Source organism: Paraburkholderia sp. ZP32-5 (genome assembly GCF_021390495.1).
Lineage (GTDB): Bacteria > Pseudomonadota > Gammaproteobacteria > Burkholderiales > Burkholderiaceae > Paraburkholderia.
Window position 1 is genome coordinate 420,632 of the sequence record NZ_JAJEJP010000001.1, and the last position, 18,851, is coordinate 439,482.

At 63.1% G+C, this 18,851-nt stretch carries 20 protein-coding genes and 1 tRNA gene; 7 read left to right on the forward strand and 14 right to left on the reverse strand.

The window, feature by feature from the left end:
• Window positions 1-243: 243 nt before the first annotated feature.
• Window positions 244-1,221 (reverse strand): DNA-binding protein YbiB, encoded by a 978-nt coding sequence (gene ybiB, locus L0U82_RS01840; protein ID WP_233828094.1) that lies wholly within the window; start codon window positions 1,219-1,221, stop codon window positions 244-246.
• A 224-nt stretch (window positions 1,222-1,445) separates the two neighbouring features.
• On the opposite strand from ybiB, the gene L0U82_RS01845 reads away from it, so the two are divergent.
• The gene (locus tag L0U82_RS01845; RefSeq protein WP_233828095.1) at window positions 1,446-2,144 is read left to right on the forward strand and encodes a fumarylacetoacetate hydrolase family protein; all 699 of its coding nucleotides are present in this window, start codon (window positions 1,446-1,448) and stop codon (window positions 2,142-2,144) included.
• Between the two features lie 33 nt (window positions 2,145-2,177).
• Entirely contained in the window at window positions 2,178-2,822 is a 645-nt protein-coding gene (maiA, locus tag L0U82_RS01850; protein ID WP_233828096.1) for a maleylacetoacetate isomerase, read from the forward strand.
• Window positions 2,823-2,912: 90 nt separating this feature from the next.
• Here maiA and ftsY read toward each other — a convergent pair whose 3' ends face one another.
• Entirely contained in the window at window positions 2,913-4,064 is a 1,152-nt protein-coding gene (gene ftsY / locus L0U82_RS01855) for a signal recognition particle-docking protein FtsY (RefSeq protein ID WP_233828097.1), read from the reverse strand.
• 248 nt (window positions 4,065-4,312) lie between these two features.
• Between ftsY and rsmD the strand changes: the two genes are divergently transcribed.
• The 3 genes from rsmD to L0U82_RS01870 all read left to right on the forward strand — a co-directional run bounded on the left by rsmD (window position 4,313) and on the right by L0U82_RS01870 (window position 5,874).
• On the forward strand, window positions 4,313-4,927 hold the full coding sequence (gene rsmD / locus L0U82_RS01860; RefSeq protein WP_233833077.1) for a 16S rRNA (guanine(966)-N(2))-methyltransferase RsmD: 615 nt from the start codon (window positions 4,313-4,315) through the stop codon (window positions 4,925-4,927).
• A 109-nt stretch (window positions 4,928-5,036) separates the two neighbouring features.
• Window positions 5,037-5,552 carry a pantetheine-phosphate adenylyltransferase gene (coaD, locus tag L0U82_RS01865; RefSeq protein WP_233828098.1) on the forward strand — a complete coding sequence of 172 codons (516 nt, stop codon included), beginning with the start codon at window positions 5,037-5,039 and terminating at the stop codon, window positions 5,550-5,552.
• Between the two features lie 64 nt (window positions 5,553-5,616).
• Window positions 5,617-5,874, forward strand: coding sequence for a YfhL family 4Fe-4S dicluster ferredoxin (locus L0U82_RS01870; RefSeq protein ID WP_233828100.1), 258 nt, complete (start codon window positions 5,617-5,619; stop codon window positions 5,872-5,874).
• A 91-nt stretch (window positions 5,875-5,965) separates the two neighbouring features.
• Here L0U82_RS01870 and hisC read toward each other — a convergent pair whose 3' ends face one another.
• From hisC to L0U82_RS01910, 8 genes are all read right to left on the reverse strand, one after another.
• The gene (gene hisC, locus L0U82_RS01875) at window positions 5,966-7,045 is read right to left on the reverse strand and encodes a histidinol-phosphate transaminase (RefSeq protein ID WP_233828101.1); all 1,080 of its coding nucleotides are present in this window, start codon (window positions 7,043-7,045) and stop codon (window positions 5,966-5,968) included.
• A gap of 81 nt (window positions 7,046-7,126) precedes the next feature.
• A complete protein-coding gene (gene pth, locus L0U82_RS01880; protein ID WP_233828102.1) occupies window positions 7,127-7,732 on the reverse strand; it encodes an aminoacyl-tRNA hydrolase in 606 nt (201 codons plus the stop codon).
• Between the two features lie 149 nt (window positions 7,733-7,881).
• Window positions 7,882-8,496, reverse strand: coding sequence for a 50S ribosomal protein L25/general stress protein Ctc (locus L0U82_RS01885; RefSeq protein ID WP_233828103.1), 615 nt, complete (start codon window positions 8,494-8,496; stop codon window positions 7,882-7,884).
• A 164-nt stretch (window positions 8,497-8,660) separates the two neighbouring features.
• Window positions 8,661-9,617, reverse strand: coding sequence for a ribose-phosphate pyrophosphokinase (locus L0U82_RS01890; protein WP_233828104.1), 957 nt, complete (start codon window positions 9,615-9,617; stop codon window positions 8,661-8,663).
• Between the two features lie 63 nt (window positions 9,618-9,680).
• A tRNA-Gln gene (locus tag L0U82_RS01895) sits at window positions 9,681-9,757 on the reverse strand.
• Between the two features lie 52 nt (window positions 9,758-9,809).
• Window positions 9,810-10,691, reverse strand: coding sequence for a 4-(cytidine 5'-diphospho)-2-C-methyl-D-erythritol kinase (gene ispE, locus L0U82_RS01900; RefSeq protein ID WP_233828105.1), 882 nt, complete (start codon window positions 10,689-10,691; stop codon window positions 9,810-9,812).
• Window positions 10,692-10,827: 136 nt separating this feature from the next.
• Window positions 10,828-11,460 carry a lipoprotein insertase outer membrane protein LolB gene (lolB, locus tag L0U82_RS01905; RefSeq protein ID WP_233828106.1) on the reverse strand — a complete coding sequence of 211 codons (633 nt, stop codon included), beginning with the start codon at window positions 11,458-11,460 and terminating at the stop codon, window positions 10,828-10,830.
• Complete coding sequence (locus tag L0U82_RS01910; protein WP_233828107.1) at window positions 11,460-13,301, reverse strand: tetratricopeptide repeat protein; 1,842 nt, start codon at window positions 13,299-13,301, stop codon at window positions 11,460-11,462. Before L0U82_RS01910 ends, lolB begins: the two co-directional genes overlap by 1 nt.
• 88 nt (window positions 13,302-13,389) lie before the next feature.
• Here L0U82_RS01910 and mutM point away from each other — a divergent pair, with 88 nt between their 5' ends.
• Window positions 13,390-14,220: a bifunctional DNA-formamidopyrimidine glycosylase/DNA-(apurinic or apyrimidinic site) lyase gene (gene mutM, locus L0U82_RS01915; RefSeq protein ID WP_233828109.1), complete on the forward strand. Its 831-nt coding sequence runs from the start codon at window positions 13,390-13,392 to the stop codon at window positions 14,218-14,220.
• Between the two features lie 7 nt (window positions 14,221-14,227).
• On the forward strand, window positions 14,228-15,373 hold the full coding sequence (mutY, locus tag L0U82_RS01920; RefSeq protein WP_233828111.1) for an A/G-specific adenine glycosylase: 1,146 nt from the start codon (window positions 14,228-14,230) through the stop codon (window positions 15,371-15,373).
• A gap of 40 nt (window positions 15,374-15,413) precedes the next feature.
• Here the strand turns inward: mutY and L0U82_RS01925 are convergent, their stop codons facing one another.
• From L0U82_RS01925 to L0U82_RS01940, 4 genes are all read right to left on the reverse strand, one after another.
• On the reverse strand, window positions 15,414-16,049 hold the full coding sequence (locus L0U82_RS01925; protein WP_233828113.1) for an LON peptidase substrate-binding domain-containing protein: 636 nt from the start codon (window positions 16,047-16,049) through the stop codon (window positions 15,414-15,416).
• A gap of 39 nt (window positions 16,050-16,088) precedes the next feature.
• The gene (gene rapZ / locus L0U82_RS01930) at window positions 16,089-16,982 is read right to left on the reverse strand and encodes an RNase adapter RapZ (RefSeq protein WP_233828114.1); all 894 of its coding nucleotides are present in this window, start codon (window positions 16,980-16,982) and stop codon (window positions 16,089-16,091) included.
• A 97-nt stretch (window positions 16,983-17,079) separates the two neighbouring features.
• Window positions 17,080-18,048: an HPr(Ser) kinase/phosphatase gene (gene hprK, locus L0U82_RS01935; protein ID WP_008921706.1), complete on the reverse strand. Its 969-nt coding sequence runs from the start codon at window positions 18,046-18,048 to the stop codon at window positions 17,080-17,082.
• A gap of 83 nt (window positions 18,049-18,131) precedes the next feature.
• Entirely contained in the window at window positions 18,132-18,647 is a 516-nt protein-coding gene (locus L0U82_RS01940) for a PTS sugar transporter subunit IIA (RefSeq protein ID WP_233828116.1), read from the reverse strand.
• Between the last annotated feature and the right edge of the window lie 204 nt (window positions 18,648-18,851).

Below are 18,851 nucleotides of genomic sequence, written 5' to 3' on the forward strand. Positions count from 1 at the left end.
CGCTACGCGTGACTTACGCCAGGCGTAGCGATAGGGGCCGCGCTAGGCGGCCGGAGGTAATTCGGAGGGTGTTCGGAAGGGAACGCATGAGCGCGAATGTATGACGGCATGCGGCCGCGTGTCAACTTGCTGCCGCTGCGCGCTGAGTGGTCGCAGCGCGATTTCGAATCGAACGGCGAGGCCCGTGGCGCTGTCCAGCGCGGTGCGCGCTGGACGATGAAAGCACGAAAGCGCGCGAACGCGTCAGACCGGCGCTTTCGCGATATCGACGATCAGCTCGACCTGCCGCTCGATCGCACCAGGCACCGGCGCTTCACCGCGCAGCACGGCGTCGATCCACGCGGCCGTGGTCGCCGCGTCGCGCGCCTCGGGCAGTTCGACTTCGGGCGCGTCGGGCGATGAACGCTCGTGCGCCAGCCGCGTTTCGCACACGCCGTCGTGCAGCCAGTCGACCTGCACCTGGCGGCGCGTATCGGCGACCGCCTCGCCTTCGGTGCCGCGCGCGAGCAGCGCGCCGCCGAGCGCCGCGTCCGGATGCGTGTTGAACAGCTGCGTGAGGCTGTCGCGATACGGCGGATGCGTGTAGTTCACGAGACGCAGTCCGGCCGGCGCGAACGGCTGCAGGATCTTCACCAGCGTGTGCGTCGAATTGCGCACGCCCATGCGCCGCCGCAGCGCGAGCAGGCGAGCGAGCTTCGGCGCGAGCACGTCGATCGGCGCGAACGCGACGCGGCGCGCGGCGAGGCCGTCTTCGATCTGCGCGTGCGACTGTGCCTGCTCGATGCGCAGGTGCGTGAAGATTTCCGCGCTCGTCACGCGACCGGGATCCTCGGTGACGCCATGCACGAGCACCGGCACGCCTTCGCGCGCCAGCAGTAGCGCGAGCAGTGGCACGAGGTTCGGCTGTTTGCGCGCGCCGTTATACGATGGAATCGACACGGGCCGGTACGCGCCGTGCGGCAAGCGCAGCGGTTCGAATGACGCATGCGCGGCGGCCAGCATCGCGGCGAGTTCGTCGGCGGTTTCGCCTTTCACGCGATACGCGAGCAGCACTGCACCGAGTTCGAGGTCATCGACGCGGCCGTCGAGCATCGCGCGATAGAGCGCGCGCGTATCGTCGGCGGTCAGCGCGCGGGCGCCGTTCGGGCCGCGGCCGATTTCCTTGATGAAACGGGCGCAGGGGAAAGGAGAGACGGTGTCGGTAGCGGTGGAGTCGGTCATCGGGGGCAAGGGGCGGGTGGCGCGGCCGGTTGCATTCGAGCCGCGCGCCGCGCCGGTGATCAGAGGCGGTTGGGTGTGAGTATCGCATCTATGGCCGGCGGGCGAGAACGTGGCGCCGCAGCGCGGCTGCCCCGCTATTGCGCAGCGTGCTGTGCCGCGCGTTACACTCGATATTTTCTCGCCGCGTCGGCGGCGCCAATCGGAAACGGAAAACGGAGAACGGGATGAGTTACGTATTTGCACCGGCACCGCAGGTGGCAGTGCCGGTCGTGGGGTCGAGCGAGCAGTTCGCGGTGCGGCGCATCTATTGCGTGGGGCGCAACTACGAAGCGCACGCGCGCGAGATGGGACACGACCCGGATCGCGAGCCGCCGTTCTTCTTCACGAAGCCGGCCGATGCAGTGGTGTACGTCGCGCCCGGTGCGATCGGTGAATTCCCGTATCCGCCGCAGTCGAAGAACGTCCATTTCGAAATGGAAATGGTTGCGGCAATCGGCAAGGGCGGCAAGAACATTCCCGCCGACAGCGCGCTCGATCACGTGTACGGCTACGCACTCGGTCTCGATATGACGCGCCGCGACCTGCAGGGCGAAGCGAAGAAGATGGGGCGCCCGTGGGATACCGCGAAGGGCTTCGATCATTCGGCTCCGATCGGCCCGATCCATCCGGCGTCGGTGGTCGGCCATGTCGGCAAGGGCGCGATCTGGCTGTCGGTGAACGGTGAGGACAAGCAGCGCTCGGATGTGTCGCAACTGATCTGGTCGGTGGCCGAGACCGTCGCGTATCTGTCGACGCTGTTCGAACTGCAGCCGGGCGATCTGATTTTCACCGGCACGCCGGAAGGCGTCGGCGCGGTAGTCCAAGGCGATCTGATGAAGGGTGGCGTGGACGGGCTCGGCGAATTCAGCGTGCGTGTCGTCTGACGGTCTGCGGGCAGGTTGGAGGAGACAGATAACATGAAGCTGTACAGCTATTTCCGTAGTTCGGCGTCGTATCGCGTGCGCATCGCGCTGAACGTGAAGAACCTGCCATATGACTATGTGCCGGTGCATCTGGTGCGCGACGGTGGCGAGCAGTTGAAGCCCGAATATCGCAAGGTCAACGCGGACGGTATCGTGCCGACGCTCGTCGACGGCAACAACGTGTTGCCGCAGTCGCTGGCGATCATCGAGTATCTCGAGGAGACGCATCCCGAGCCGCCGCTGTTGCCGAAGGCGCCACTCGATCGCGCGTATGTGCGATCGGTTGCGTTGCAGGTCGCGTGCGAGATTCATCCGTTGAACAATCTGCGCGTGCTCAAGTATCTGAAGCACACGCTGTGCGTCGACGACGATGCGAAAGACGCGTGGTACCGGCACTGGATCGACTCGGGCTTCGCGACGCTGGAAACGCATCTTGCCGGCGATGCACGCACCGGCAAGCTGTGTTTCGGCGACACGCCGACGCTCGCCGACGCGTGTCTGATTCCGCAGGTGTTCAACGCGCAGCGCTTCAAGGTCGATACGGTGAAGTTTCCGACGATCCAGCGCATCTACGATCACGCGATGCAGCTCGATGCGTTTGCGCGCGCGGAGCCTGGTGTGCAGCCGGATACTGAATGACGATGGTAGACCGTCTGAAATGAAAGAAGGGCACTCCACGGAGTGCCCTTCTTGGTTGGTGCGAATTCGCCGCGAGCCAGACGGCGCGCGTTAGACGCCCAGCAGCGCGTCCGAAAATTCCTCGGCGCTGAACGGCTGCAGATCCTCGACCTTTTCGCCGACGCCGATGAAATACACCGGAACCGGCCGCTGACGCGCGATGGCAGCGAGAATGCCGCCCTTCGCGGTGCCGTCGAGCTTGGTGACGATCAGGCCGGTGAGGCCGAGTGCGTCGTCGAATGCCTTGACCTGAGTGAGCGCGTTCTGGCCGGTGTTCGCGTCGATCACGAGCAGCACCTCGTGCGGCGCGCCGTCCTGTGCCTTGCCGATCACGCGCTTCACCTTGCGCAGTTCTTCCATCAGATGCAATTGGGTCGGCAGACGCCCGGCCGTGTCGGCCATCATCACGTCGATCTTGCGCGCGCGCGCGGCGCCGACCGCGTCGAAGATCACCGCTGCCGGGTCGCCGCTTTCCTGCGCGACCACGGTCACGTTGTTGCGCTGGCCCCAGATGGCCAGCTGTTCGCGCGCGGCGGCGCGGAACGTGTCGCCGGCGGCGAGCAGCACCGACTGGTTGAAGCTCTGCAGATGTTTGGCGAGCTTGCCGATGCTGGTGGTTTTGCCGGCACCGTTGACGCCGGCGATCATCATCACGAGCGGCTGCGCGCGGCCGAGCATCAGCGATTTTTCGAGCGGCTTGAGCAGATCGACGAGCAGCGAGCGCAGTGCCGCCTTGACCTGTTGCGGGTCGGTCAGGCGTTCGTTGCGCACCTTTTCGCGCAGCGATTCGAGCAGGAATTCGGTGGCCTCGACGCCGGCATCGGACATCAGCAGCGCGGTTTCGAGCTCTTCGTACAGCTCCTCGTCGATCTTCGTTCCGACGAAAATGCCGGTGAGGCTCGAACTCGTTTTCGACAGGCCGCTCTTCAGGCGGGTGAGCCACGAGCGCCGGGCGCTTGCATCCTGCACCGGCGGCGGAACGATTTCGACGGTTTCGAGCGCGGCTTCTTCCGGCTCGGAGTCGGGTTCCGGTTCGACGATGGACGCGGCCACTGGCGGAACAGCGAGCTTCGCGGGAGCGGCAGGCGCTTCGGGCGCTTCAGGTTCGGCCTCGGGCGTCGCGCCGCCTTGCGCCGCCTGCGCTTCGTCCGCGGCGGTATCGGACTCTTTCGAACCCTTGAATCGTTTGAAAAAGCTGAACATGATCTGGCGTATTGGAGAGCGCGCCGATGCGCGCAGCCGGCCCGGGACCGGCGAAGGAAGGCAGCGCCACGATGCGAAAAGGCAAGGCGCTGGCAGCTGCACATTTTATCAGGCGTGCCGCGGCGCGTCGTATCGGCCGATTGGCCAGGCTGGACGCACGCCGCCCCTGTGGTAACGTTGGCGCTCCTGCCCGCGCGCATTGGCGCGGCGGGCGTATTGATCACGTAGTTGAAACCGCACGAAACCGCATGCCTCGTTTAGCACCCTCACGCGCCGCCGGCGCTTCGTCCAAAAGCGGCAAGCCGCATGCGATCCGTATCATCGGCGGCGACTGGAAACGCACGCCGCTGCCCGTGCTCGATCTGGACGGCCTGCGCCCCACGCCCGACCGCGTTCGCGAAACGCTGTTCAACTGGCTTGGCCAGCGTCTGGACGGCCAGCGCTGTCTCGATCTGTTCGCTGGCAGCGGCGCGCTCGGCTTCGAAGCCGCGTCGCGCGGCGCGGCGCGCGTGCTGATGGTGGAGCGTAATGCGCGGGCCGCGGGGCAATTGCGCGCGAACCAGCAGCGTCTGTCGGCATCCATGATCGAAATCGCGGAAGCGGACGGTCTGCGTCTTGCTGCGAGTCTCGCGCCCGGTTCGTTCGACGTCGTCTTCCTCGATCCGCCGTTCGACGCCGATCTGCTGGGCAAGGCATTGGCGGTGACCGTGCCGCTCGTCGCGGCCGGCGGGTTTCTGTATGTGGAGGCGGGCGAAGCGTTCAAGGCGACCAGCTGCGAGGCGCTGGCTGGCTGGGAAATTGTGCGGCAGGGCAAAGCGGGGGCTGTCCACTTTCATTTGCTGCAGCGCGAAAATAAGGAATAATGCGCGTTCCAAAAAGGGGCCGGGCGGTTTATCGTCACCCGCGACAGGTGCCAAATGTGTCGTATGGACGCGCTGATGTGCCCTTTTGTCTGAAAAGAGGAGAAGTCTCATGGTAGTCGCCGTGTACCCGGGCACGTTCGACCCGCTGACGCGCGGTCACGAAGACCTCGTTCGGCGCGCGTCGAGCATTTTCGACACGCTGGTGGTGGGCGTGGCCGACAGCCGAGCCAAGAAGCCGTTTTTCACGCTTAACGAGCGCCTCGCGATTGCACACGAGGTACTCGGGCACTATCCGAACGTCCAGGTGATGAGCTTCCACGGGCTGCTAAAGGACTTCGTGCGCAGCAACAACGCGCGGGTGATCGTGCGAGGCCTGCGCGCCGTGTCGGACTTCGAGTACGAGTTCCAGATGGCGGGCATGAACCGCTATCTGCTGCCCGACGTCGAGACGATGTTCATGACGCCGTCCGATCAGTACCAGTTCATTTCGGGGACGATCGTGCGCGAGATCGCGCAACTGGGCGGCGATGTCAGCAAGTTCGTGTTCCCGTCAGTCGAAAAATGGCTGAAGGAGAAGGTCGCCGCGATGGATTCGCAAAACGGTGCTCAGGCGACGACGCCATAACCGGCGTAAACTATCGGTTTTGGCGAATCAAAGCCGGCTGCGTCCGGCGTGAAGTGAGAAAAGCATGGCCCTGATGATTACCGACGAGTGCATCAATTGCGACGTTTGCGAGCCCGAGTGCCCGAACGACGCGATTTCGATGGGCCCGGAAATCTATGTGATCGACCCGAAGAAGTGCACCGAGTGCGTCGGTCATTTCGACGAGCCTCAGTGTATTCAGGTGTGTCCGGTGGAGTGTATTCCGCGCGACCCGGACCATCCGGAAACGCCCGAGGGTTTGATGGCGAAATACCACGCGCTGCAGGCCGCGAAGGGCGCTTAAAGTCCGCGAGTGGAGCGTAAAAAAACGGCGAAGGCTCGTGGGCCTTCGCCGTTTTTTTTGCGCGGTGATTTTGCGATTTCCGCGTGCGTCGTTAGCCGACGTAAGCGCTCAAGATGCCGCACAGCGCGTCCAGCAGGGCGTCGCATTCGGCGTCGGTGCCGATCGAGATGCGCAGATGCTGGTCGATGCGCGGCGCGTTGAAATGGCGCACGAAAATTTCCTTCTCCCGGAGGCGCAACGCGAGTGTCGCCGCGTCGTAACCCTGGTGGCGCACAAACAGCAGATTCGCGGCCGACGGCACCACGTCGAAGCCGAGCGCCGTGAGTTCGGCCGCGAGCCGTTCGCGGCTCGCGATCACTTTCGCGCAACAGTCGCGGAACCACGCGTCGTCTTCATACGCGGCGGTCGCTGCGGCCTGTGCAAGCCGGTCGAGCGGATAGGAGTTGAAGCTGTCCTTCACGCGGGTCAGCGCGTCGATCAGTTCGGGATTGCCGAACGCGAAGCCGACGCGCATGCCGGCTAGCGACCGCGATTTCGATACCGTGTGCACGACGAGCAGGTTCGGATAGCGGTCGATCAGCGCAATCGCCGACTCAGCGCCGAAATCGACATAGGCTTCGTCGATCACGACGACCGAATCGGTTTGGCTCGCGACGAGGCGCTCGATCTGCGCGAGCGGCAGCGGCCGGCCGGTCGGCGCGTTTGGATTCGGAAACAGGATGCCGCCGTTGGGCACGGCGTAATCGTCGATGTCGATCGCGAAGCTGTCGTCGAGCGCGATGGTTTGGTAGTCGACTTCGAAGAGCTTCGCGTAGGTCGGATAGAAGCTGTACGTGATGTCCGGAAACAGCAGCGGCTTGTCATGCTTGAGCAAAGCCTGGAACGTGAGCGCGAGCACTTCGTCCGAGCCGTTGCCGGCGAATATCTGGTCGGCGCGGATGCCGTGATAGGCGGCCACCGTTTCGCGCAGCTTGCGCGCGTCCGGATCGGGATAGCGGCGCAGCGCTTCGGCCGTGTCGCCGAGCTCGCGCTGGATCGCCTCGAGTACGCGCGGTGACGGCGGGTACGGGTTCTCGTTGGTGTTCAGCTTCACCGGATGCGCGAGCGCGGGCTGCTCGCCCGGCACATATGGCGTCAAACGGTGAACGATGTCACTCCAGTAGCGGCTCAAGCGAATCTCCTGGCGAAGTCGGTTGCTGTGTGTCGATCAGGGTGGCGTGACTCGGACGCCGATGGCGTGGCTCAGCTGAGCTCAGCCGTTGTTGCGATGCAGTTGCATCATCGCGCGTTCCAGTTCGCCCTTGATTATCTGCGGCATCACTGCGAGCGCACGCTCGATCGATGCGTCGATGACTTCCTGTTCTTCGCGCCGCGGAGGTTTCAGCACGTAATTGGCGACATCGGGCTTTGCGCCGGCGCGCGCGGCTTCGGGAATCAGGTCGCGCGGATGGCCGATGCCGATCCGCAACCGCCAGTATTGCTGCGACGACAGATGCGCGGTGATGTCCTTCAGGCCGTTATGTCCGCCGCTGCCGCCGCCGAGTTTAAGCTTGACGCTGCCGGGCGGCATGTCGAGTTCATCGTGCGCAACGAGGATCTCGTCGGGAAGAATCTTGAAGAACTGCGCCACCGCGACGACCGACTGCCCGGAGCGGTTCATATACGTTTGCGGCTCCAGCAGATGCACTTCCTCGCCGTGCAGCCGCGCCTTCGAGTAGAAGCCGTGAAAGCGTCGCTCGTCGCGCAGCATCGTGCCCGCTTCGCGCGCGAGTTGATCAATGAGCCAGAAGCCGGCGTTGTGCCGCGTCGCGGTGTATTCGGCGCCCGGATTGCCGAGCCCGACGATCAGCTTGATCATGATTGCGTGGATCCATCTGGCCCGGCGGTGAAACGCGGCCGGACCGAATAAGCCGAAAAAAAACCCGCCGGGGAGAACCTCGGCGGGTCACGTCGACCGTTTCATCGGAAACGGTTCGAGAGGATTGCTTGCCTGGAACCAGGAGGTTCTTAAGCAGCCGGCGTTTCGCCTTCAGCAGCGGCAGCGTCTTCAGCGATTGCGCCAGCCGGGATCGTTGCAGCAGCGACCACCGGGTTTTCCGCGTCGACGTGAGCGACGAGCGCAACACCTGCCGGCAGCGGGATGTCCTTCGCGTGAACCGATTGACCTGCTTCGATCTTCGCGAGGTCGACTTCGATGAACTCCGGCAGTGCCGACGGCAGGCACTCGATTTCCAGTTCATTGATGACGTGCGAGATCACTGCGCTCGACAGCTTGACTGCCGGGTTCGATTCCTGATTCATGAAGTGCAGCGGCACCTTGGTGTGCAGCTTCTTCGATGCATCGACGCGCTGGAAGTCCACGTGCAGCACGAGCTGACGGAACGGGTGGTATTGCACGTCGCGCAGCAGAACCTGTTGCGACTTGCCTGCCACTTCCAGATCGAGGATCGACGAGTGGAAAACTTCTTTCTTCAGCGCATGCCAGAGCGCGTTGTGATCGAGTTCGACCAGTTGCGTGTCAGCACCAGCGCCATAAACGATACCCGGGGTCTTGCCCGAGTTACGCAGGCGGCGGCTCGCACCCGTACCTTGCTGGGAACGCTCGAAAGCGATAACTTTCATTTTGAATCTCCAATGCACTGCCCGCGACCAGGCAGTAAAAACAGGGGCCTCGAAGCCGGAATGGCTGAGGCCCGGGATAGCGGCACGAACCTTCGTCCGTTCATGCCGATTGTGCAAAAACGCCGCGTGTCACATGAAGCGATACGCGGCGTCTTCGCAAATACTTAACTTTCAGCGAATAGCGACATCACCGAATCGCCGCGCCGGATGCGCGAGAACGTCTCGGCGAGCAGGCCGGCGCTCGTCAGCGAACGGATTTTCGGGCACGAGCGGGCTTCTTCGCCGAGCGGGATTGTGTCCGTGACCACGAGTTCGTCGAGCGCCGATGCTGCGATACGTTCGCCCGCGCCACCCGACAGAACCGGGTGAGTTGCATAGGCGAATACCTGCTTCGCACCGCGCTCCTTCAGAACCTGCGCGGCCTTGCACAGCGTGCCTGCCGTGTCGACCATGTCGTCCATGATCACGCAGGTGCGGCCTTCGACTTCACCGATGATGTTCATCACTTCGGCGACGTTAGCCTTCGGACGACGCTTATCGATGATCGCGAGATCGCAATTGAGCTGCTTCGCCAGTGCACGGGCACGCACCACGCCGCCGACATCCGGCGAAACGACCAGCAGGTTCTCGTAATTCTGCTTGCGCAGATCACCGAGCAACACAGGCGTTGCGTAGATGTTGTCGACCGGGATGTCGAAGAAGCCTTGAATCTGGTCGGCGTGCAGATCCATCGTGATGATCCGCTCGACGCCTGCGATTTCCAGCATGTTCGCCACGACCTTCGCCGAGATTGCGACGCGCGCCGAACGCGGGCGTCGATCCTGACGGGCATAGCCGAAATAGGGGATGGCTGCGGTGATCCGGCCAGCGGATGCGCGCTTGAGCGCATCGACCATGATCATCAGTTCCATCAGATTGTCGTTCGTCGGTGCGCAGGTGGACTGCAGGACGAAGACATCCTTGCCGCGCACGTTTTCCTGAATCTCGACCTGGATTTCGCCGTCCGAGAAACGGCTAACCATTGCTTTGCCGAGGGGAATACCGAGGTTTTTGACGACTTCCTGTGCAAGCGCGGGATTTGCGTTGCCAGTAAAAACCATCAGGCCGTCATGGCTGCTCATCGTGCACCTACTTCAGGCTGGGGCGAGGAAGAAATTTGAATTACAGCGAACTACGAGAGTTTTTGGCAGGGGAGAAAGGATTCGAACCTTTGCATGCCGGAATCAAAATCCGGTGCCTTAACCAGCTTGGCGACTCCCCTACACTAACTTTGAGCTCCGCCGAACGTGGAATTTCGTTCGACGATGCAAAACTTATGACGCGAAAGCAAAGAGTGGATGCTGATCAAGACCGGCGGCAACTGCGCTGTTCCATTCGCCTGGCAGTTTGGCTTGCACCGCCTCTGCTTCGGCTTTACTACGGAACGCTGCAAAAACACTCGCGCCTGATCCGGACATCCGCGCCGGCACGATATCTTCAAACCATCGCAACACTTGCGCTACTTCCGCGTACTTTTCTACGACAACCTGCTGCATATCATTCCGGCCGAAACTTTCTGGCCATTCAGTATTGCAGCTAAGTTCTGCAGGAAAGTCCATAATTATGAGAGGCTTTGAGTTCCTTGTCAACGCTTTTTCGGAAAAAATCGCTGCAGTTGGAACCTGCACCCTCGGCGTCACTACCAGGAAGTGACGCGGCGGCAATTGTACAACGTCCAATGCCTCTCCGACACCCTCCGCAAACGCATTTTTTCCGAACACAAAGAACGGCACATCCGCTCCGAGTTTCAGCGCGAGGTCCTGCAATTCCTGACGTGGAAGGTCGAGCTTCCATAGGCGATTGAGCGCGAGCAGCGTCGTTGCCGCATCGGAGCTGCCGCCGCCAAGGCCCGCGCCCATCGGCAGACGCTTGTCGATTTCGATATCGACACCTGCGTCCGACCCCGTATGCGCTTTCAGCAGCTTTGCCGCGCGTACGGTGAGGTCGTGTTCGGGCGGCACATCGGCGATTTCGGTGCTGCGCGTGACGAGCCCGTCTTCACGTCGCGTGAAATGCAGCAGGTCGCCCCAGTCCAGCAACTGGAAGACCGTTTGCAGCGTGTGATAACCATCCGGCCGGCGACCGGTGATATGCAGGAAGAGATTGAGTTTCGCCGGCGCGAGGCAGTCGCGCAGCGAATCGGCTGTTTCGATCATGAGTGAAGGCTACATGCGCCAAGGTGGCGCCAAACGGGCAATAAAGCGGGCAACGAAGTGGTCAACCAAGCGGACAACAGGATTGCGTGAGACTCGCACGAGCCGATGCCGGCGCGCAAGTCGCGGCGAAAGCAGCTCACTGATCCAGCACGAGCTTGATGTCGAGCGGTGGCTCCGAGCGGCTCAGGTTGACGCGCTTCACTCCGGTAGCCGGCGCGTCGGCGTACGCGAGATAGTCGATCGTCCAGCCGTCCTGGGTGATCTGTTTCAGCCGCGACGGCTGCTCCGGATCTTTTTCGGTCGTTGCGCGCGATGTCGGCGCAGGCGACGGTTGCAGCCAGTAGCGCAGTCCTTCGACCGGCAGTGTGAAGCCGAGCGCATTCTGCATCAGCGTGGAGACGTTGTCCGCGGTGAGCGGCTGACGGTTCGGCAATTCGAGCGTGGCCGAAGCCGGCGACGACGTCACGATCGCGAGCGTCTGACCAAGCGGATTGCGCAGTTGCAGCGTGACCGTGTCACCGGTTTCCTGCCACGAGAAGTTGCCGTAAGCGTTGCGCTGCTGGCCATACTGATCGTTGTACTGCACGGCGAACCGGCCTTGATACGAACGGCTCGTTTGCGCGGTGACTTCGGTTGCTGCGTTCGATGTGGACGGGCCCTGCGGTTTCACCGAAGCACAGCCTGTCATTGCGACAACCGCTGCCGCCGCGAAGCCGAGCGCCACGCCGCGAGGCGCCCGGGAAAAGGAAATCAAACGGGAAAGACGCATCAAAGATCGTTTACCTGAAGACGTTGTAACGTTTTGACGAGAGTGTCGTTGTCGGGTTCGAGCTTGCGCGCGGCGCGGAATGCGGCGCGTGCCTGGTCCTGTTCGCCGGCCTTCCACAGCACTTCGCCGAGGTGCGCGCCGATCTCGGCGTTCGGCTGGATGCTGTATGCCTTGCGCAGCAGGCTGATCGCATCGGCCGTGTCGCCCATCCGGTATTTGACCCAGCCCACGCTGTCCATGATGAACGCGTCGTTCGGTGCGAGCGCCGACGCCTTTTCGACCAGCTTGTCCGCCTCCGGCAGGCGCTGGTTGCGATCGGCGAGCGAATAGCCGAGCGCGTTGTAAGCCTGCGGATTGTCCGGCTGGGTCTGGATCAGCTTGCGCAACTGCGCTTCCATGACGTCGAAATGGCCGTTTTTCTCGGCGGCCATCGCGTAGTCATAGGTGAGATCGGGGTCATCCGGGAAGTTTGCGGTGGCCTGCTGCAGGCGTTCTTCCGCCTCCGGATAGCGCTTCGCGTCGAACAGGATCGCCGCGTCGGTACGCGCGATCAGCGCAACATCGCGCGGATCCGGGGTCTGCAGATTGGCGAGCAGCTTGCGCGCGTCTTCGGTCTTGCCCTGCTTCGCGAGCAGTTGCGCGCGCGTGATCTGCGCGGGGATGTATTGCTGGCTCGTCGGCGAAATCTTGTTCAGCCAGTCGCTTGCCGCCGCCTCGTTCTTCTGTTCGAGCGACAACTGCGCGAGGTAGATGTAAGCCTGGCCGGCGTCCGCGCCCGGCGTTTTTTCAGCTTGCTGCGCGTACTGCGTCAGATACGTTTGCGCATCGGCGAAGTTCTTCTGCTGGATCTTGATCAGCGCGAGCGCCATCAGCGGCGTCAGGTCGTTCGAATTCGCCTTGCGCATGATCTCGAACTGCTTCTGCGCATCGTCGAGACGGTCGCTCGCGAGATACATTTGCGCGAGCGCGAGCCGTGCGTCATGCGACTTCGGATTCTGCTGCACGTATTTTTCGAGCGACGCGATGCCTTCCTTGCGCTCTTCCGGGCCCATCTGCGACAGCATCAGCGCGGCCGGCAGATAGTCGGGCTTGAGTGTCAGTGCCTGCTCGAGCGACTTGCGTGCGCCCGGCGCGTCGTTGGAGAGAAGCTGCTGGCGCGCGATCGCGAGTTGTACTTCTGGCCGGTTCATGTCGTTCTGCAGCAGATCCTGCAGTACATGCAAGCCGCCGATCCGATTCGGGCCGCGCGAAAGCAGCAATTGCAGCGCGAGGGCCGCGCTGCCGCGATTTTCGTCGGGGACTTTCGCGAGTTCGCGCGACAGGATCGGCTTGGCGTCGTCGGGCTTGCCCGACAGCACGAGCAGCGATGCGTCGAGTTGCGCGGCGCGTTCGGAATCCGGCGCGTATTGCTGCCACAATTGCGCGGCGGCGAGCGCGTCCGTCGGACTCTGCGCGGCCAGCGCGATTTCGGTGGCGCGCTGCGCCATGCGCGGGTCGTGTGTGTCGCGCGCAAGCGCAAGGTAAGTTTGATAGGCGGGCGCCGGCTGGTCGCGTTGCAACGCGATTTCGGCGGCTAACACCTGGAAGACGATCTGGCTCGACAGCGGCACACCCGGCAGCGACTTCTCGTCTTCAGCCGTTGCCGGACCCGATGGGTCGGGCAACGTGACCGACGTGTCGTCCGAATCTGGCGCGGGGGCCTGGGCATGCGCGGGCACTGCCGCAAGCGCCCACAATGCGAGCGCTGCGGCACCGAGCATCCGGCGAGCGGACACGGCGTGCGGCACGTTGGACATGCGCGCGAGGCGCCTTGAAAGCAGCTTCACGAAGGACACGTTCATGGAAATCCGTTCAATGTTTCAGTCGATTGTAACGCGCTCGCTACAATACGCGCACAACCACTCACGCAAGTAGCAGACCAATAGAAAAATGCCAGAGTTGCCAGAAGTCGAGGTTACCCGACGAGGGATCGAACCGTATGTGTCCGGGCGCAAGGTCGAGCGCGTCGACGTGCGCACGGCCGCATTGCGATGGCCGATTCCCGCCGACCTTGCGAAAACCTTGCGCGGCCACGTAGTGCGCAAAGTGGAGCGGCGCGGCAAGTATCTGCTGTTCGAAATCGATGCGGGCTGGTTCATTGTCCACCTCGGTATGACCGGCACGTTGCGGGTGCTGCGTCATGTGCCGCATCCGCCGGCCGCGGCGAAGCACGATCACATCGATTGGATCTTCGACGAATTCGTTCTGCGCTATCGCGATCCGCGGCGTTTCGGCGCCGTGTTGTGGCATCCGCGCGAGGCCGGCGACATTCTTGAGCATCCGCTGCTCGCGGGGCTCGGCGTCGAGCCTTTCTCGCCGGCGTTCACCGGCGCGTTGATGCACCGCTTGACGCGCGGGCGCAAGGTGTCGGTGAAGCAGGCGCTGCTGGCCGGAGATATCGTGGTCGGCGTGGGCAATATTTATGCGTCGGAGAGCCTGTTTCGCGCGGGTATCCGGCCGACCACCGCGGCGGGCCGCGTGTCGCTCGTGCGCTATGAACTGCTCGCGGACGCCGTGCGCGTGACGCTTGCCGCCGCGATCGAAAAGGGCGGCAGCACGCTGCGCGATTTCGTCGGCAGCAACGGCGAAAGCGGCTACTTTCAACTCGATTATTTTGTTTACGATCGCGCGGGCCTGCCATGCCGCGTGTGTGGAACGCCAATCAAACAGATCGTGCAGGGGCAGCGCTCCACGTACTTCTGTCCCACCTGCCAGCGCTAGATCTTCGATGCCTTCCCGTCTGACTCCCTCTGCAAGTTCGCGCCCGAAGCCGCGCGGCACCACGGCCGGCAGCGCGCCCGCGTTTCCCGCCATGCCCGATTTTTCCGCGCGCCTCGTCGCGTGGCAGCGCCAGCATGGCCGTCACGACCTGCCGTGGCAGAACACGCGTGATCCGTACCGGATCTGGCTGTCGGAAATCATGCTGCAGCAGACCCAGGTGTCGACGGTGATCCCGTATTACGCGAAATTTCTCGCGCGCTTCCCGGATGTCGCCGCGCTTGCCGCCGCGCCGTCCGACGACGTGATGGCACTGTGGGCTGGGCTCGGCTACTACACGCGCGCGCGCAATCTGCATCGCTGCGCGCAGGTCGTCGTCGAGCAGCATGGCGGCGCGTTTCCGGCCTCGGTCGATGAACTCGCGGAGCTGCCGGGTATCGGCCGCTCGACTGCCGCGGCGATCGCGTCGTTCGCATTCGGCGCGCGCGCAACGATCCTCGACGGCAATGTGAAGCGCGTGCTCGCGCGGGTATTCGGCGTCGAAGGATTTCCGGGCGAGAAGAAAGTCGAGAATGCGTTGTGGACGCTCGCGGAATCGCTGCTGCCGTCGAATGCATCGAACGATGAGGTCAGCGCGTACACGCAGGGGCTGATGGATCTCGGCGCGACGCTATGCGTGCGCGGCAAACCGGACTGCGCGCGTTGCCCGTTCGCGGTCGATTGCGTCGCCAACGTGACTGGACGTCAGCGCGAACTGCCCACCGCACGCCCGAAGAAAGCGGTGCCGACTCGCCGCACGTGGATGCTGGTGTTGCGCGACGGCGATGCGGTGATGCTGGAGCGGCGTCCGCCGTCGGGAATTTGGGGTGGTCTGTGGAGTCTGCCCGAAGCCGCCGACGAAGCGTCGCTCGCCGAGCGCGCTCGCGCTTTCGGCAGCGATGGCGCGGTATCGCCGCTTGCGCCGTTTTCGCACGTATTCACTCATTTCAAGCTCGATATCGAGCCGCGGCTTGCGGAATTCGATCGCGGCGCCGGCGCGTTGGCGCCGCTCAACGATGCGGACACGGCATGGGTCGCGCCCGCCGATCTCGATTCGTTCGGCGTGCCGGCGCCGGTGCGCAAGCTGCTCGACAGTCTGCGGGGTTCGTTGATCTAACGAAGCGGATGGGATGAAGGCGATGCGTGCGCAACTGCCTTCATAGCAACTGATGCTGTTGCATGTAGTGATGGACGACGTCGATGCGCGCGCCGGCATCGGTCAATTCCATCAGTTTCTGGCGTGCGCGCAACGCGATCGGCAGTACTTCGGCGAGGCGGTTCGACACCCACGACGGGTCGCCGAGCCTGAACGGCTCCGCAAACGGCAAGCCATCCGGATCGCGTTCGCGAATCGTCGCGATGATCCGCTCGAGCACTTCCGCGCACGCGCCGAATTTGGCCAGCAGATCGTTGCCTTCGAGCGGCAGGTCGTCGGCGAGCGGCTCCGCCATGCCGACCAGCAAACCGCTCGCTTCGACACGGTGCGACAGCAGACGAAAGCGCTTCGTGCCGCGCGCCCGAATCAGCAGCATGCCGAATGCTTCGACATCGCACTCGTCGATTTCAGCGAGACAGCCGATTGCTTCGGGCACCGAAGGCTCTTCCTCGCGAGCTACTTCCGCGCCGCTTTTCAGCATGCACACGCCGAACGGAGTCTTTTCTCGCAGACACTCGCGCGCCATGTCGAGGTAGCGCGCTTCGAAGATCTTCAGAGGCAGCAAGCCATCGGGAAACAGCACCGTATGCAGCGGAAACAGCGGCAAATCGGCGAACACAGTAGGCGTAGAGGACATGGCGCAACGCTTCGGGTTAAGGCCGCGCGATGCGGCCGGTTAAGCCACCAGCTTCGATGATTCGCCGACGTCGACCGGCGCATCGCGGTGCCGCACAATCACATTCGCCGATGTTGCGAGACGCGCGGCAAGCGTCTCCGCGATGAATACCGAGCGGTGCTGGCCGCCCGTGCAACCAATTGCGACGGTCAGGTAGCTACGATTGTCGTCGCGGAAATGCGGCAGCCACTTGGCGAGAAAGCTCTCGATGTCGTCGATCATTTCGTGGACGACCGGCTGTGCATCGAGAAAATCCTTGACCGGTTTGTCGAGGCCGGTGAGCGGCCTCAATTCATGATCGTAGTACGGGTTGGGCAGCGTGCGTACGTCGAAGACGAAATCCGCGTCGAGCGGCACGCCGCGTTTGAAGCCGAACGACTCGAACATCAGCACGAGGCCCGACGCCTCCTGCTCGATGAAGCGCTTGACCCATGCACGCAGCACGTTCGCGCGCAGGTTGCTGGTGTCGATCTGATGGCCGAATTCGGCCATCCCCGCGACCAGTTCGCGCTCGCGCTCGATTGCTTCGGCGAGCGATGTAAGCAGGCCCACGTCCGCGTCGTGTGCGGGCGAACCGGACAGCGGATGGCGCCGGCGTGTTTCGGAGAAACGTTGAATCAGCGACTGGGTGCTTGCGCTCAGGAACAGCACGCGCACGTCGTTCGAGCGCTTCAGGTCGCGGATCATCGCGGGCATTTCGTCGAGCGACGAACCGGAACGCGCGTCGATCGCGACCGCGAGACGATCCTGGCCGTCTTCGGCGAGATAGGTGGCGAGCTGCGGCAGAAAACGCGGCGGCAGATTGTCGACGCAGTAGTAGCCCGCGTCTTCGAGCGCGTTCAGGGCAACAGACTTGCCGGAGCCAGATATACCGGTGATCAGAATTATGCGCATGGAGTCGTCGAAACCGTACGTTTCATCATAGCATCTGGTCTCCCGACGCGTACCTGCTGCCTGTCTTCCGCCGCGGGCGCCGCATGGCGCTACCGGTTCAGATCAGTTTGCCGGGAAACTGGCTGTCGGGATCTTGCATCGCGAGACGTTGCCGATCCATGAAATCGCGCAATGTGTCGATGCCGCGCAGTTGCAGGATCGTATTGCGTACGGCCGCTTCGACCAGCACCGCAAGGTTGCGGCCCGCGGCCACCTGGATCGTGACCTTGCTGATCGGCAGGCCGAGCACGTCGACGGTCTGGCTTTCCAGCGGCAACCGCTGGAATTCGCCGTCCGGCCGACGCACCAGTTGCACGATCAGCTTCAGCTTCATTTTCCGGCGTACCGCCGTCTCACCGAAGATCGTCTTGATGTCGAGCAGACCGAGGCCGCGCACTTCGAGCAGATTTTGCAGCAGAGGCGGGCAGCGCCCTTCGACGAAGTCCGGACCGAGACGCACGAAGTCGACCGCGTCGTCGGCAACCAGACCGTGGCCGCGGCTGATCAGCTCCAGGCCGAGTTCGCTCTTGCCGAGGCCGGAGTCGCCGGTGAGCAGCACGCCCATGCCGAGGATGTCGAGAAACACGCCGTGCAGCGTCGCGCGCGGCGCGAGAATGCGCGACATGTAAAGACGCAGGCTGTCGATCACCGCGGCGGCTGAAGTTGGCGTCGTAAATAGCGGCGTGGACGAGCGCGTGCAGCGCAGCACCAGTTCCGGCGGCGCGGCGACGCCGCCTGCAACGACCAGAAATGGCGGTTCCAGCGCGATCAGTTCGGCCATGTGGCGCGAACGGTCTTCGTCGGTCTGGCGTTTGTAGTAGTCGATTTCGGCGTCGCCGAGTACCTGGATCCGGTTCGGGTGGATCAGGTTCAAGTGGCCAACGAGGTCGGCGCTCGACGTCGCATTGGCGACCGATTCCGAAGAAAAGCCGCGCTCCCAGCCTTCATGCCCGGTCAACCAGCTGAGCTTCAGCATGGCGGCGTTGTCGTCGAAAATGCTTTGGGCGTTGATGCTGGACGTATCCATGAGTCAGTGACTCCAGTGTGAGCCGCTTGCCGGGCCTTATCTGCGCGTATGCGCGTGCGTGCGAATTTACCGCCGCCGGTGCATCAAGGTTGCCACTGAGTGAGCAGGCGATGCAACGATTCGCGGTCTTCTTCGGTGTGCAGACGCTCGCGGGCCTCGCGATCGGACAGCAACTGGGCGATCTCGGAAAGGATTTCGAGGTGCTGCTGGGTGGCCTGTTCGGGCACGAGCAGGAAGATCAGCAGTGAAACCGGCTGACCGTCCGGTGCTTCGAAGGGGATAGGTTCCGCAAGGCGGACGAATGCGGCGAGCGGCTGCTTGAGGCCTTTGATCCGCCCATGCGGAATCGCGACGCCTTCGCCAAGCCCCGTGGAACCGAGGCGTTCTCGCGCAAAAAGATTGTCAGTGACGGTACTGCGAGCGATGCCGTTCTGGTTCTCGAAGATCAGGCCCGCTTGCTCGAACACGCGTTTCTTGCTGGTGACCGATAGTCCGATGACGACGTTCTCGAGGGGAAGAAATTTGGCTAAACGATTCATGTTGACAGGCGAAAACGTGGCCTGAGTTCTCCCCACCGGGGCGGTTGAGTGGCGTTCCATTCGTTCGATGCTCGCGAAACGTGCTGTGGTGAGAGTCGCAAAAAGAAGCGAAACTCCGGCCGGCCGTGTTCCGTGAGAGCAGGCTTGACCCCGATGGTACCCGGAACATTATAGAACAGGGTGATCGCCGATGGTGCGGCGCGCCATTCATGCCTATCAGGTTTTTCACCGGTTGCGGAGCGGCGCATGCCGCATTGCGCAAAG

Excerpts from the sequence above, each read along its gene's own strand:
- coaD (WP_233828098.1), top strand. The coding sequence starts at position 5,037 with ATGGTAGTCGCCGTGTACCCGGGCACGTTCGACCCGCTGACGCGCGGT.
- ispE (WP_233828105.1), bottom strand. The coding sequence starts at position 10,691 with ATGATCGAAACAGCCGATTCGCTGCGCGACTGCCTCGCGCCGGCGAAA.
- mutM (WP_233828109.1), top strand. The coding sequence starts at position 13,390 with ATGCCAGAGTTGCCAGAAGTCGAGGTTACCCGACGAGGGATCGAACCG.
- pth (WP_233828102.1), bottom strand. The coding sequence starts at position 7,732 with ATGATCAAGCTGATCGTCGGGCTCGGCAATCCGGGCGCCGAATACACC.
- L0U82_RS01870 (WP_233828100.1), top strand. The coding sequence starts at position 5,617 with ATGGCCCTGATGATTACCGACGAGTGCATCAATTGCGACGTTTGCGAG.
- rsmD (WP_233833077.1), top strand. The coding sequence starts at position 4,313 with ATGCCTCGTTTAGCACCCTCACGCGCCGCCGGCGCTTCGTCCAAAAGC.
- L0U82_RS01925 (WP_233828113.1), bottom strand. The coding sequence starts at position 16,049 with ATGTCCTCTACGCCTACTGTGTTCGCCGATTTGCCGCTGTTTCCGCTG.
- hprK (WP_008921706.1), bottom strand. The coding sequence starts at position 18,048 with ATGGATACGTCCAGCATCAACGCCCAAAGCATTTTCGACGACAACGCC.
- rapZ (WP_233828114.1), bottom strand. The coding sequence starts at position 16,982 with ATGCGCATAATTCTGATCACCGGTATATCTGGCTCCGGCAAGTCTGTT.
- L0U82_RS01910 (WP_233828107.1), bottom strand. The coding sequence starts at position 13,301 with ATGAACGTGTCCTTCGTGAAGCTGCTTTCAAGGCGCCTCGCGCGCATG.
- L0U82_RS01940 (WP_233828116.1), bottom strand. The coding sequence starts at position 18,647 with ATGGAACGCCACTCAACCGCCCCGGTGGGGAGAACTCAGGCCACGTTT.
- maiA (WP_233828096.1), top strand. The coding sequence starts at position 2,178 with ATGAAGCTGTACAGCTATTTCCGTAGTTCGGCGTCGTATCGCGTGCGC.
- L0U82_RS01845 (WP_233828095.1), top strand. The coding sequence starts at position 1,446 with ATGAGTTACGTATTTGCACCGGCACCGCAGGTGGCAGTGCCGGTCGTG.
- lolB (WP_233828106.1), bottom strand. The coding sequence starts at position 11,460 with ATGCGTCTTTCCCGTTTGATTTCCTTTTCCCGGGCGCCTCGCGGCGTG.
- ybiB (WP_233828094.1), bottom strand. The coding sequence starts at position 1,221 with ATGACCGACTCCACCGCTACCGACACCGTCTCTCCTTTCCCCTGCGCC.
- L0U82_RS01890 (WP_233828104.1), bottom strand. The coding sequence starts at position 9,617 with ATGAGCAGCCATGACGGCCTGATGGTTTTTACTGGCAACGCAAATCCC.
- mutY (WP_233828111.1), top strand. The coding sequence starts at position 14,228 with ATGCCTTCCCGTCTGACTCCCTCTGCAAGTTCGCGCCCGAAGCCGCGC.
- ftsY (WP_233828097.1), bottom strand. The coding sequence starts at position 4,064 with ATGTTCAGCTTTTTCAAACGATTCAAGGGTTCGAAAGAGTCCGATACC.
- L0U82_RS01885 (WP_233828103.1), bottom strand. The coding sequence starts at position 8,496 with ATGAAAGTTATCGCTTTCGAGCGTTCCCAGCAAGGTACGGGTGCGAGC.